This window comes from Phenylobacterium sp. (genome assembly GCF_036821595.1).
In the GTDB taxonomy this organism is placed as follows: Bacteria; Pseudomonadota; Alphaproteobacteria; order Caulobacterales; family Caulobacteraceae; genus Phenylobacterium.
Map to the genome: position 1 here is coordinate 81,764 of NZ_DAISJG010000012.1, position 11,363 is coordinate 93,126.

At 72.2% G+C, this 11,363-nt stretch carries 11 protein-coding genes and 1 tRNA gene; 5 read left to right on the top strand and 7 right to left on the bottom strand.

Features of this window, described 5'->3' with window-relative positions:
• Window positions 1-2 precede the first annotated feature (2 nt).
• Window positions 3-464: a hypothetical protein gene (locus V7Z97_RS08700; protein WP_334162821.1), complete on the top strand. Its 462-nt coding sequence runs from the start codon at window positions 3-5 to the stop codon at window positions 462-464.
• Here the strand turns inward: V7Z97_RS08700 and V7Z97_RS08705 are convergent.
• Complete coding sequence (locus V7Z97_RS08705) at window positions 436-1,407, bottom strand: endonuclease/exonuclease/phosphatase family protein (RefSeq protein WP_334162822.1); 972 nt, start codon at window positions 1,405-1,407, stop codon at window positions 436-438. The genes V7Z97_RS08700 and V7Z97_RS08705 overlap by 29 nt on opposite strands.
• Before the next feature lie 64 nt (window positions 1,408-1,471).
• On the opposite strand from V7Z97_RS08705, the gene queA reads away from it, so the two are divergent.
• Both queA and tgt read left to right on the top strand, forming a co-directional pair.
• Window positions 1,472-2,545, top strand: coding sequence for a tRNA preQ1(34) S-adenosylmethionine ribosyltransferase-isomerase QueA (queA, locus tag V7Z97_RS08710; protein ID WP_334162823.1), 1,074 nt, complete (start codon window positions 1,472-1,474; stop codon window positions 2,543-2,545).
• Window positions 2,545-3,672 (top strand): tRNA guanosine(34) transglycosylase Tgt, encoded by a 1,128-nt coding sequence (gene tgt, locus V7Z97_RS08715; RefSeq protein ID WP_334162824.1) that lies wholly within the window; start codon window positions 2,545-2,547, stop codon window positions 3,670-3,672. The genes queA and tgt overlap by 1 nt, the downstream gene beginning before the upstream one ends.
• On the opposite strand, the gene V7Z97_RS08720 is transcribed toward tgt, so the two are convergent.
• A complete protein-coding gene (locus V7Z97_RS08720) occupies window positions 3,635-4,231 on the bottom strand; it encodes a hypothetical protein (protein WP_334162826.1) in 597 nt (198 codons plus the stop codon). The two genes, tgt and V7Z97_RS08720, sit on opposite strands and share 38 nt — an antisense overlap.
• A 128-nt stretch (window positions 4,232-4,359) precedes the next feature.
• Here V7Z97_RS08720 and V7Z97_RS08725 point away from each other — a divergent pair.
• Window positions 4,360-4,434: transfer RNA gene (locus V7Z97_RS08725), tRNA-Lys, on the top strand.
• 1 nt (window position 4,435) lies between these two features.
• Here the strand turns inward: V7Z97_RS08725 and V7Z97_RS08730 are convergent.
• A complete protein-coding gene (locus V7Z97_RS08730) occupies window positions 4,436-5,527 on the bottom strand; it encodes a S1C family serine protease (RefSeq protein ID WP_334162827.1) in 1,092 nt (363 codons plus the stop codon).
• A 158-nt stretch (window positions 5,528-5,685) separates the two neighbouring features.
• Here V7Z97_RS08730 and V7Z97_RS08735 point away from each other — a divergent pair, with 158 nt between their 5' ends.
• Window positions 5,686-6,867 (top strand): FAD-dependent oxidoreductase, encoded by a 1,182-nt coding sequence (locus V7Z97_RS08735; protein ID WP_334162828.1) that lies wholly within the window; start codon window positions 5,686-5,688, stop codon window positions 6,865-6,867.
• A gap of 137 nt (window positions 6,868-7,004) precedes the next feature.
• On the opposite strand, the gene V7Z97_RS08740 is transcribed toward V7Z97_RS08735, so the two are convergent.
• The 4 genes from V7Z97_RS08740 to V7Z97_RS08755 form a co-directional block, all read right to left on the bottom strand.
• Window positions 7,005-7,985, bottom strand: a complete 981-nt coding sequence (locus V7Z97_RS08740) for a transglutaminase family protein (protein ID WP_334162829.1) — start codon at window positions 7,983-7,985, stop codon at window positions 7,005-7,007.
• Between the two features lie 12 nt (window positions 7,986-7,997).
• Window positions 7,998-8,939 carry an alpha-E domain-containing protein gene (locus V7Z97_RS08745; RefSeq protein ID WP_334162830.1) on the bottom strand — a complete coding sequence of 314 codons (942 nt, stop codon included), beginning with the start codon at window positions 8,937-8,939 and terminating at the stop codon, window positions 7,998-8,000.
• Window positions 8,936-10,348: a circularly permuted type 2 ATP-grasp protein gene (locus tag V7Z97_RS08750; RefSeq protein ID WP_334162837.1), complete on the bottom strand. Its 1,413-nt coding sequence runs from the start codon at window positions 10,346-10,348 to the stop codon at window positions 8,936-8,938. The genes V7Z97_RS08745 and V7Z97_RS08750 overlap by 4 nt, the downstream gene beginning before the upstream one ends.
• Before the next feature lie 185 nt (window positions 10,349-10,533).
• Window positions 10,534-11,363, bottom strand: an 830-nt coding sequence (locus tag V7Z97_RS08755; RefSeq protein WP_442958022.1) for a M10 family metallopeptidase C-terminal domain-containing protein, incomplete at its 5' end; no start/stop codon positions are given.

Below are 11,363 nucleotides of genomic sequence, written 5' to 3' on the forward strand. Positions count from 1 at the left end.
GGATGGCGGCGCGCCTCAAGGTGTTCGTGACCTCCGACGGGCTCACCGACTACGTCGTGGCGGTGAGCTCGAAGGCCAAGGCGCTCGCCGCCTGGGGCAGCCACCAGGACCTGTTCAAGACGGGCAACGCCCGCGAGACCGACGATCCGGACCTCGTGAAGGCCGCCACGGCAAAGCCCGGCGAGGTGCTGCGCCGGCCCGCCGGCACGCGCGGCGAGCTGGCGAAGCTCAAGGCGCCGAAGACGGCGAAGCCCGCCGGGCCCTCGAAGGCGGCCCTGAAGAAGGTCGCCGACCTGGAGAAGCGCCTCGCCGCCCTCGACGCCGCTCACCACAAGGCCTGCGGGCGGCTCGAGGAGCAGCGCGCCCGGATCGACCGGGAGCTGGAGGGGCTGGAGGCCGATCACGCCGCCGAGCGGGCGCGGTTCGAGGCCGCCCTCAGCGCCGCGCGACAGGCGCTAGGGTGACCAGCACCGGATAGTGGTCGGAGCCCAGGCGCGGCCCGCGCTCCACCTTCACCGTCGCCCAGTCGGAGCCGGCGTAGACGTGGTCGATCGGCAGGAAGGGGAAGATCCCCAGCCACGGGAGCCGCTTGTATTGCAGGGCCGGCCAGGAGAAGAGCGCCCGGTCGCGACGGATCACCCCGAACTCGGCGTCCCAGCGACGGCGGGAGAAGGACCAGGGCGCGGAGTTGAAGTCCCCGGCCACGATCGTCCGCGCCCGGTCGGTCTCGCCCAGCACGCGTGCCAGCCGCCGCTCCTGCGGCTGCTGGTCCTGCGGGTCGGTCGGCCATGCGTAGTGGACCCCGATCACGGTGTAGCGGCCACGGGCGTCCTCGAAGATCGCGCGGGTGAGCGGCCCCGGCGCGCCCGGCACGCGGGGCGAACCCTGCCGGATCGGCGCGGCGCGGCTGTAGATCACCGTCTCGCACTCCGCGCAGGTGGCGTGCCAGTCGGTCCTCTCGGCGATCATCCGCCGGACCTCTGGCCGGGACTCCTCGATCACCACGATGTCGGGGTCCTGGGCGATGAGCCAGTCCACGGAGCGCTCGAAGCCGTCGCTGTCGTGCCAGATATTGAACTGGATGAGCTTCAGCTGTCCGGGCGCGTCCGGCCCGGCCCTTGGCCCTGTGTCGCGCAGGTACTCCGGCGCCATCAGCAGGCCCGCCGCGGCGACGCCCACCGCGCCCATGCTGACGATCAGGGCCCGGGCGTAGCCGCGGAAGAACAGGCCCCCCAGGGCGCCCGCCAGGGCCCCCGCCAGCCAGAGCGGCGCGAAATGAGCCAGGAGGTCCCACTGCAGGCTCGTGCGGCCGAAGTGGGCGGCGACGGCCGCCCCGGCGCAGAGCGCGGCCAGCAGGAACAGCGGCAGGGCGAGGAGCACGCCCAGCGCGAGTCGCACGAAACCCATGTCCCGCCTCTAGCACGCCTGTCGCTTGACGCGACTGCGGCCGCATGGCCTTGAGCCCACCTCCATGCAGCTGGCCGATTTCGACTTCGATCTTCCTGAGGACCGCATCGCGCTCCGCCCCGCGAGCCCGCGCGATTCCGCGCGCCTGCTGGTGGTGGAGCCGGGCCGTCCGTTCCAGGACCTGCAGGTGCGCGACCTGCCGGGCCAACTCCGCGCCGGCGACGTCCTGGTCCTGAACGACACCCGGGTGATTCCCGCTCGGCTGAAGGGCGTGCGCATGCGCGAGGACAGTCGGGTCGCCGTGGAGGCGACCCTGCACAAGCGCCTCTCCCCCAGCGCCTGGACCGCCTTCATGCGGCCCGGCAAGCGGCTCGCGCCGGGCGACCGGGTCTCGTTCGGCGAGACCGACGACCGCGCCTGCTTCCTGGGCGCGCTCGACGCCACGGTGAAGGCCAAGGGGGAGGGCGGGGAGGTCACGCTGGCCTTCGACCTGGCCGGCCCCGACCTCGATGCGGCGATCGCCGAGCGCGGAGCCATGCCGCTTCCCCCCTACATCGCCGCCAAGCGGGGCGAGGACGGCCGGGACCGCGCCGACTACCAGACGGTCTACGCCGAGGAGGACGGCTCGGTGGCCGCGCCCACCGCCGGCCTGCACTTCACCCCCGAGCTGTTCGCGCGGCTGGAGGCGGCCGGGGTCGGGACCGCCTTCGTCACCCTGCACGTGGGCGCGGGCACCTTCCTGCCGGTGAAGACCGAGAACCTCTCCGAGCACCGGATGCATGCGGAATGGGGCGAGGTGGACGCCGCCACCGCGGACCGCCTGAACGCCGTGCGCGCCGCCGGCGGCCGGATCGTCTGCGTCGGCACCACCTCGCTGCGCCTGCTGGAATCGGCGACCGGCGAGGACCGCGTCGTGCGGCCGTTCATGGACGAGACCGCGATCTTCATCACCCCCGGCTACCGCTTCCGCGCGGCGGATGGCCTGATGACCAACTTCCACCTGCCGAAGTCGACGCTGTTCATGCTGGTCTCGGCGTTCGCGGGGCTCGAGACCATGCGAGCCGCCTACGCCCACGCCATCGCCACGGGCTACCGATTCTATTCCTACGGGGACTCGTCCCTGCTCTGGAGGGCCTGATGGCCGCGTTTCCCTTCGCCATCCACGCCACCGACGGCAAGGCGCGCACCGGCGTGCTCTCCACGCCCCGCGGCGACATCCGCACGCCGGCCTTCATGCCCGTGGGCACCGTCGGGACGGTCAAGGCGCTGACCGTCGACCAGGTGACCGCCGCCGGCGCCGACATCATCCTGGGCAACACCTACCACCTGATGCTCCGCCCGACCGCGGAGCGGGTGGCGCGTCTGGGCGGCCTGCACCGGTTCATGCGCTGGGAGAAGCCGATCCTCACCGATTCCGGCGGCTTCCAGGTGATGTCGCTGTCGAAGATCTCGAAGGTCACGGAGGAGGCGGTGACCTTCCAGAGTCACCTGGACGGCTCGCGGCACGTGCTCAGCCCCGAGCGCTCCATCGAGATCCAGGCCGACCTGCTGGGCTCCGACATCGTGATGCAGCTCGACCAGCTGGTCGGCCTGCCGGCGCCGGAAGCGGAGGTGGCCGAGGCGATGCGGCTCTCCGCCCGCTGGGGAACGCGTTCGCGGAACGCGTTCGGAGAACGCGATAGCCAGGCCCTGTTCGGCATCCAGCAGGGCGGCACGGCGGAGCACCTGCGCCGCGAATCGGCCGAGCGGCTGATCGAGACCGGGTTCGACGGCTACGCCATCGGCGGCCTGGCCGTAGGCGAAGGCCACGAGGCCATGGTGGAGGTGCTCGACTTCGCGCCCGCCATGCTGCCCGCCGACCGGCCGCGCTACCTGATGGGCGTCGGCAAGCCGATCGACCTCGTGGAGGCCGTGGCGCGCGGGGTGGACATGTTCGACTGCGTCCTGCCGACCCGTTCGGGCCGCCACGGCCAGGCCTGGACCTGGGAGGGTCCGATCAACCTGAAGAACGCCCGCTTCGCCGAGGACGACGCGCCGCTCGACCCGACGAGCGACGTGCCCGCCAGCCGGGACTACGCCAAGGCCTATCTGCACCACCTGGTGAAGGCCGACGAGATCCTCGGCCAGGTGCTGCTCTCCTGGCACAACATCGCCTTCTTCCAGGCCCTGATGGCCGCCATGCGCGACGCCATTGCCGAGGGCCGGCTGGAGCAGTTCCGGCGGGACTTCAGGTCCCGGGCTGCCGGGTCGGATACCGCGGCTTGAGCCCACCGCCCTGGTTGATGATGGGGCTGCCGGTCTTCAGGTGGCTGGGGGTGGCCGGCGGCTTGCACCCGCGCGCCTCGCCCAGCCCCTTCAGATAGGCCCGCCGCACCCCGCCGGCGGTGATCGCCGCCTGCACCAGGGCGTCGTGGCGCTCCGCCCCCGTCAGCTTCCGGACCCAGCCGCGGAACGGGATGGCGTCGCTGGCGACGCTGGCGACGGCGCCGTAGGCGGTCTCGCGGGTGAGCAGGTCGTCCTCGCCGGCCGCGGGCTGGTCGAGGTCGGCGCCCAGCGCCTGGTCCAGCGGCTGCACCAGGGCGATCAGCGTCTGGCAGCGCGCGTTCGGGGGCCGCTCGTACGGGTCGGCCAGGGCGCGGAGCAGGACCTCCGGAATCTTTGAGCGCAGGACGTTCAGGTCGCGCAGCGGCGCGGAGACGGCGCCGGTCATGTTCTCGCTCGTCGCCTCCTTGCGGGTCTGCACCTTGCCGCCGGGGCCGACGGTGGCGCAGGCGGCGAGCGTCGCGGCGGCGAGGATCAGGGCGGGGAGGGCGGCGTATCGCATCGGCGGGCATCCTAGCTTCGCCTGTGGCGCTGTTAAGGCGGAGAGTCGCCCTTGCGCGCGCGGGGCTCGCCGCCTAGGGTCCGCGCCGCTTCGCCCGGGCGGCCCCTGCAACGGCCCTCCCGCGTCGCGGGCCGGTAGCTCAGTGGTAGAGCATTCGACTTTTAATCGAATGGTCGTGAGTTCGATCCTCACCCGGCCTACCAATCAGGACGCCAGGTTCTCGGGCCGGCTGGCGACCTTCACCGTCACCTCGCGGCGCTGCCGGTCGCGGATCACGCTCAGCGTCAGGCCGGAGCCCGGCTGGGCGCTGGCGATCGCCCGCGTCAGGCCGCCGGCGCCAGTGATCGAGTCGCCCCCGACCGCCGTGACGATGTCGCCCGGCTGGAGGGCGCCCGCCGCCGGGCCGCCCCGCTCGACGGTGGCGATCACCGCGCCGCGCTGGCCCTGGGCGCCCAGCTGATAGGCGATGGCCGGCGTCAGGTCGGCGACGCCGACGCCCAGGTAGCCGCGGGTCACCCGGCCGGCGCGGATCAGCTGGCGGGTGACGTTCTCGGCCAGGTCCGCGGGAATCGCGAAGCCGATCCCGACCGAGCCGCCGGTAGGGGAGAAGATGGCCGTGTTCACGCCCACGACGCGCCCCTGCAGGTCGAAGGACGGCCCGCCCGAGTTGCCGCTGTTGATCGGCGCGTCGATCTGCAGGTAGCTGACGTAGGCTTCGCCGATCTCGCGGCCGTGCGCCGAGACGATGCCGGCCGTCGCCGTGCCGCCCAGGCCGAACGGATTGCCCACCGCGACCACCCAGTCGCCGACCTCCGGCAGGGCCGAGGCCGCGAAGCTCACGAACGGCAGGCCGCGGGCGTCGATCTTCAGCACCGCGAGGTCCGTGGGCGGGTCGCGGCCCACCAGCCGGGCGGGGAACTGCCGGCCGTCGGCGAGCGCCACCACCACCTGCTGGGCCCCCTCGACCACGTGGTTGTTCGTCACGACATAGCCGTCGGCGCTGATGATGAAGCCGCTGCCGGCGCCCCGCCGCACTGGGACCGCGCCCAGGCCCGGCGGGAGCTGGCCCAGCCAGTCGCCGGGCGCGGCGCCCAGCGCCAGGGTGTCGATCGAGACCACCGCCGGCGACACCTGCTTCACGATCGGGGCGAAGGAGCTTGGCGCTCCGCCGGCCGGCGCCGCCACGATCGGCGTGGGGGCGGGGGCGGCCGCCGGCCCGGTGTCCGCGGGCCGCTCGCAGGCGCCGAGCGCGGCCAGGGCGACCGACAGCAGCAGGACGGTTGTGCGGCGGATCATCTTCGGCCTCGCGACGCAGGCTGCGCTGTCCAGTGGCGGACGGCGCCCGTGGGAGACGCAAGGCCTAGCGCAGTGCGCCGCCGCCGTCAGCCCGCAGCAGGGTTCCCCTGGACCGATGCGTCCCCTGTGCTAGCCCTTGGCCGGGCGGATCAGGGGGGATGGCCAAGGTGGCGTACGAAACGGCGGAGCGGCCCGCGCGGCGCGCATTCCTCAGGCAGGCGTCCGCGGCGGGCCTCTTCACCCTCGGCGGCTGCGCCACGGGGGCGGCTCCGCCGCCCGCGACGAAGCCCGCCTTCAGGCCGGTTCCGCCGCTCGCCCGGGTGGACGCCCGTCCCGGGCGGATCATGAACATCACCGTCTGCCTCCGGCCGTTCCGCGCCGCGGGGCCCCGGCTGGACACGGAGACGGTGGGCGACAAGCTCGTCGTCCACAACTACGGCCACGGCGGCAGCGGCTGGTCGCTCTCCTGGGGCTCGGGGATGGTCGCGGTGAGGAAGGCGCTCTCGGCCGGCGCGCGCGACATCGCGGTGATCGGCTGCGGGGCGCTTGGCCTCACGGCCGCGGTGGTCGCCCAGCGGGCCGGGGCGAGCGTTACCATCTATGCGAAGGAGCGGATGCCCGACGTCCGTTCGGCCAGGGCGACCGGCGTCTGGTCGCCGGATTCGCGGATCGCCACGGCCGCCGCGGCGCCGCCCGAGTTCCCGGCGCTCTGGGAGGAGATGACCCGGTCCTCCTTCCGCATGTTCCAGAGCTACCTGGGCCTGCCCGGCTCGCCCATCGAGTGGATCGACCGCTACGTGCTCTCCGACGCGCCGCCGTCGGGCCGCGCCGACCCGGTGGGCTTCGCCCATTACGGCGGCTGGGTGCGCGACCTGACGCCGCCGATGGAGTCCCTGCCGCCCGGCAGCCACCCCTTCCCGACGGCCTATGCGCGGCGGGCCTCGCTGCCGATGTTCAACATCGCCGAGTACGCCCGCGTCCTGACCGCCGAGTTCCTGCAGAACGGCGGACGGATCGAGACTGCGGAGTTCCACGCCCCCGCGGACCTCACAAGCCTGAAGCAGCGGGCGATCATCAACTGCACCGGCTACGGCGCCCGCGCCCTGTGGAAGGACGAGAGCCTGGTTCCGGTCCGCGGCCAGATCGCCTGGCTGATCCCGCAGCCGGAGGTGAACTACGGCCTGGTCTACGACGGCGTCTTCATGCTCGGTCGCCGCGACGGGATCGTCATCCAGCAGACCGGGCCGGACGAGAGCTGGGGGTACGACGACGCGAACGAGCAGCCCGACCGCGCAGAGGCCGAAGCGGCCGTCGCCGCCATCGCCCGCGTCTACGCCTAGCGGCGACGCCCGCGGCCTCCTAGATTGGGGGCGCTGCGGCGGGCTACGACGGCCCTCGGGCGCGCCACTCTCGGCCCCAGTCCGGACCGTGGGTCAGAGCGTTTTCGTAAGAGCGCTCTCCCGCCGCAGCGCCCTTCCTACTGCTGTTGCTGCTGCTGGCGCTGCTGTTCGACGAGCGCGCTCATGGACGCGCGGCGGCGGCCGTCGCGCGCCGTGGCCGCGGCCTGGCTCATGCGCAGGAACTCCGGCTCGCTGAGCGCCGCCCGGGCCCGGCGCACGCTGACGCCCACCGCCAGCCGGCTCTCCGCCTCGCCCTTGTAGACGCCGCGCGACGGCGGCACGTCGGAGTAGTCGCGGCCGATGGCGCACGCGATGTGCCGCTCGCCGGTCTCGATGTTGTTGGTCGGGTCGAAACCGATCCAGCGCAGGCTGGGCAGGAACACCTCCACCCAGGCGTGGGTGGCGTCCGGGTCCGAACGGTCGTGGTCGCGGTCGGTGAACAGGTAGCCCGAGACGTAGCGCGCCGGGATCCCCCAGGACCGGCAGACCGCGATCATCACGTGGGCGAAGTCCTGGCAGACGCCCTTGCGGGCCTCCAGGACATGGTCGATGGGGCTGTCGGCGCGGGTGACCCCGGCCTCGTACTCGAACGCCTCGTAGATGCCGGCGGAGAGCTCGCGGACCGCGCTCAGCGGATCGCGCGCCCGCAGGCGATGCAGGCCGTGCTCCTCGAGGAAGACGTGCAGGTGCTCGCTGTCGCGGGCGAACCCGTGCGGTCGCAGGAACTCGAAGCAGTCGCCCTGCACGAAGTCGGCGCGCAGCCGGTCCCACTCGCCCATGTCCAGGGCGTCCGGCAGGGGCGTGGGGACGGCGGTCTCCACCGCCGACCGGGCGGTGATGGTCAGCCGGTCGTGAGGTTGGGGCACGTCGAAATGGTAGACCGCGTTGCCGAAGGGGTCGGCGTAGGAGAACAGCTTGGCCGCCGGCTCTAGCTCCAGGTCGAAGCTCACGAGGCGCTGGCTGTGGCTGCGCTGGGGCTGCATCCACAGCTCCATGACGCTTTCCCGCACGGGCTCGTCGTACTGGTACTGCGTCACATGGCGGACTTCGAGGAGCACGGCGGTCGTCCTTCAGGCCGGCAGGCGCTGTTCGAGGGGATAGGCGACGAAGGTCTCGTAGATCGTCCGGTGGATGGCGGCGCACTCTTCCAGCACGCTGCTGATGAAGGCGCTGGCCCCCTGGGCCAGGATCTCGTCCATATCGGCGTACTGCAGGCGCGCGCGCAGGCGTCCGGCCAGGCGGTCCGGGCTGGTGTGGCCGGACTCCACATGGCCGCTGACGCCGGCCAGGTGCTCCTCGATGCGGGCCGTGCAGAACCGCAGGGAGCGCGGGAAGTCCTCGTCCAGCAGCAGGAACTCCAGGATGAAGCGCGGCTGCATGTCGGCGGTGTAGACCCGCAGGTAGGGTTCCAGGGCGCAGCTCATCCGCAGCAGGCTGGTCAGGGCGAAGTGGTCGGAGATGGGCTTGCGCCGCCCGTCGCCGAAGCAGACCTCCAGAAGGCCGCCGATCAGCTGCGCCCGCTCCAGGTGGACGCCGAGCAGCAGGAACCGCCAGCCCTCGCCGTGGCTCATGGTGGCGTCGGCCGCCCCCTTGAACAGGTGCAGGTCGGCGATGGTGTCGTGCAGGAAGAGCTGGGAGCCGTCCCGGAAGGTGCGCGCCGCCTTGGGATCGCTCATCCGCAGGTGGACAAGGTTGAGCCGCTCCCAGGTCTCGGTGGTGATCTGGTCGCGCACCTGACGGGCGTTCTCCCGCGCCCGGGCCAGCGAGGTGGCGATGGAGCCGGGATCCTCGCGGTCCAGCACCAGGGCCAGTGCCGCCTCGTAGGGGTTCTGGGCCTTGGCCGGGTCCAGGTCGCCCACGGCGGAAAGCGCGATCCGCGCCACCTGGGTGGCGGCGTCCGAGCGGTCCAGGGTGGCGTTGAGCATGACGTCGGACAGGCGCGCCATGTGCTCGGCGCGCTCCACGTAGCGGCCGATCCAGTAGAGGCTGTCGGCGACCCGAGCGAGCATCATGCGAGCGGCCCCTCCTGGCCTTCGGCGAGCACCCAGGTGTCCTTCGAGCCGCCGCCCTGGCTGGAGTTGACCACCAGCGACCCCTTGCGGAGCGCCACACGGGTCAGGGCGCCGGGGGTGACCACGATCTTCTCGCCCGACAGGATGAAGGGCCGCAGGTCCACGTGCCGGGGTTCGATGGCGGAATCGATCAGGCAGGGCGCCGTGGAGAGCTGGATGGTCGGCTGGGCGATGTAGTTGTCGGGATCGGCCTTCACGGCCTCGGCGAAGGTCTCGCGCTCGGCGCGGGTGGAGTGCGGGCCCACCAGCATGCCGTAGCCGCCGGACGCGCCCACCGCCTTGACGACCAGCTTGTCGAGGTTGGCCAGCACGTGGCCGAGCTGGCTCGGCTCGCGGCACAGGTAGGTTTCGATGTTGGGGAGGATCGGCTCCTCGCTCAGGTAGTAGCGGATGATATCCGGCACATAGGCGTAGACCGCCTTGTCGTCCGCCACGCCGGTCCCCGGCGCGTTGCAGATCACCACATTGCCGGCCCGGTAGGCGTTGAACAGGCCGGCGGCGCCGAGCCCGGAGTCCCGCCGGAAGGTGAGGGGGTCGATGAAGTCATCGTCCACGCGCCGGTAGATCACGTCGATCCGGCGCAGGCCGGTGGTGGTCCGCATGTAGACCATGTTGTCGTGCACCACGAGGTCGCGGCCCTCCACCAGGGGCGCGCCCATCAGCCGGGCGAGGTAGGCGTGCTCGAAGTAGGCGGAGTTGTAGACGCCCGGCGTCAGCACCACGACCTGCGGGTTCGGCCGCCAGTCCGCCGCCATGCTCTTCAGCGTCGAGAGCAGCAGGTCGGGGTAGCGGTCGATCGGCCGCACGCCCGCGCCGCGGAAGGTCCCGGGGAACACACGCTTCGACGCTTCCCGGTTGGCCAGCATGTAGGAGACGCCCGAAGGGACGCGCAGGTTGTCCTCGAGCACGGCGAAGGCGCCATCCGGCTGGCGGATCAGGTCCGAACCGCAGACGTTGGCGTAGGCCTGGTGCGGCACGTAGAGATTCTGCATCTCGCGCCGGTAGGAGGGCGCGGACAGCACGAGGTCGCGGGGCACGACCCCGTCCATCAGGATCTGCTGCTCGGCGTAGATGTCGGCGAGGAACATGTTCAGCGCCTTCAGGCGCTGGGTCAGCCCCGCCTCGATGGTCGCCCATTCCTGGGCGGCGATGATCCGGGGCAGGAGGTCAGTGGGGATGATCCGCTCGGTGGTGCTCTCGGCGCCGTAGACCGTGAAGGTGATCCCTTGCAGCAGGAAGAACCGCTCCAGCGTCCTCTGACGCTCGGCCAGGTCCTGGGCGCTCAGGGTCTCCAGGCGCGTGGCGAGCGCGGCGTAGTGCGCCCTGACCTCTCCGTCGGGCGCGCGCATCTCGTCATAGGGCGATAGGGTCGGGACCCGGACGTCGATCGCCTGCTCGTCCCTCGCCACGCCCCGCCGATCCTCTTCAACGTTGAAGGTCCAGTCAGACCCTAACGCCTGGACGGCGGGAGCGGAGCCCCAATCGACTCGCCGTGGTGGGACTGCCCAAAGATTGGGCAGTCCCACCGGTCACGTCAGAACAGCCAGTCGGCGCGGGTCAGGCTGGTGGGCGCGACGCCCTCCAGGGTGACGATGTGGGTGGGCCACTGGCCGCCCCAGGGGCCGTCGGCGTCCAGCATCACCTTCGTGCCGCCCGCGCCGTCGGAGACGAAGGTCAGGTCGCGCATCACGTCGCCGCCCATGTAGGCGGACGCGAGCCCGGTGAGGTCCAGCTTGTCCACGCCCGTCTGGAAGTCCGTCACCCGGCCGGCGTTCCACGGCAGGGCGTCGAAGTCGAAGTGGTCGGCGCCTGCGCCGCCGGTCAGCCGGTCCGGCCCCTGGCCCGCTGTCAGGGTGTCGTTCCCGCTCCCGCCCGTCAGCACGTCGCCGTAGGTCTTGGAGACCAGCGCCACCCCGCCCGTCGAGGGCGGCGGCGGCGGCGGCGGCGGCGGCTCGGACGTCGACCCGCCCTCGCCGAACAGCTTGGCTGCGGTCAGGCCGGCGGTGGAGACGCCGTCCAGGGTGACCACATGGTACGGCCACTGGCCGCCCGCCCCGTCCACGTCGAGGAGCACCCTTGTGCCGCCGGCACCGTCGCTTTCGAAGGTGATGGCGTCGCGGTTGGGCAGGGCCTGCAGCTCCAGGCGGTCGACGCCCACCTGGAAGTCCTTGATGCGGCCTGCGTTCCAGGGAAGCGCCTTCAGCGCGAAGGTGTCGGCCCCGGCGCCGCCGGTGAGCTGGTCCGGCCCCTGACCCGCGGTCAGGGTGTCGTTCCCGGCGCCGCCGACGAGCACGTCCCCGTACTTGCCGGAGGTCAGCGTCATGCCGGTCGAGGTGGTCGGCGGGCTCACGGGCGGCGGGGGAG

Bases quoted from the DNA above. Each gene is read 5' to 3' on its own strand.
- V7Z97_RS08700 (WP_334162821.1), top strand. From the start codon at position 3: ATGGCGGCGCGCCTCAAGGTGTTCGTGACCTCCGACGGGCTCACCGAC.
- V7Z97_RS08705 (WP_334162822.1), bottom strand. From the start codon at position 1,407: ATGGGTTTCGTGCGACTCGCGCTGGGCGTGCTCCTCGCCCTGCCGCTG.
- queA (WP_334162823.1), top strand. From the start codon at position 1,472: ATGCAGCTGGCCGATTTCGACTTCGATCTTCCTGAGGACCGCATCGCG.
- tgt (WP_334162824.1), top strand. From the start codon at position 2,545: ATGGCCGCGTTTCCCTTCGCCATCCACGCCACCGACGGCAAGGCGCGC.
- V7Z97_RS08720 (WP_334162826.1), bottom strand. From the start codon at position 4,231: ATGCGATACGCCGCCCTCCCCGCCCTGATCCTCGCCGCCGCGACGCTC.
- V7Z97_RS08730 (WP_334162827.1), bottom strand. From the start codon at position 5,527: ATGATCCGCCGCACAACCGTCCTGCTGCTGTCGGTCGCCCTGGCCGCG.
- V7Z97_RS08735 (WP_334162828.1), top strand. From the start codon at position 5,686: ATGGCCAAGGTGGCGTACGAAACGGCGGAGCGGCCCGCGCGGCGCGCA.
- V7Z97_RS08745 (WP_334162830.1), bottom strand. From the start codon at position 8,939: ATGATGCTCGCTCGGGTCGCCGACAGCCTCTACTGGATCGGCCGCTAC.
- V7Z97_RS08750 (WP_334162837.1), bottom strand. From the start codon at position 10,348: ATGCGCGCGCCCGACGGAGAGGTCAGGGCGCACTACGCCGCGCTCGCC.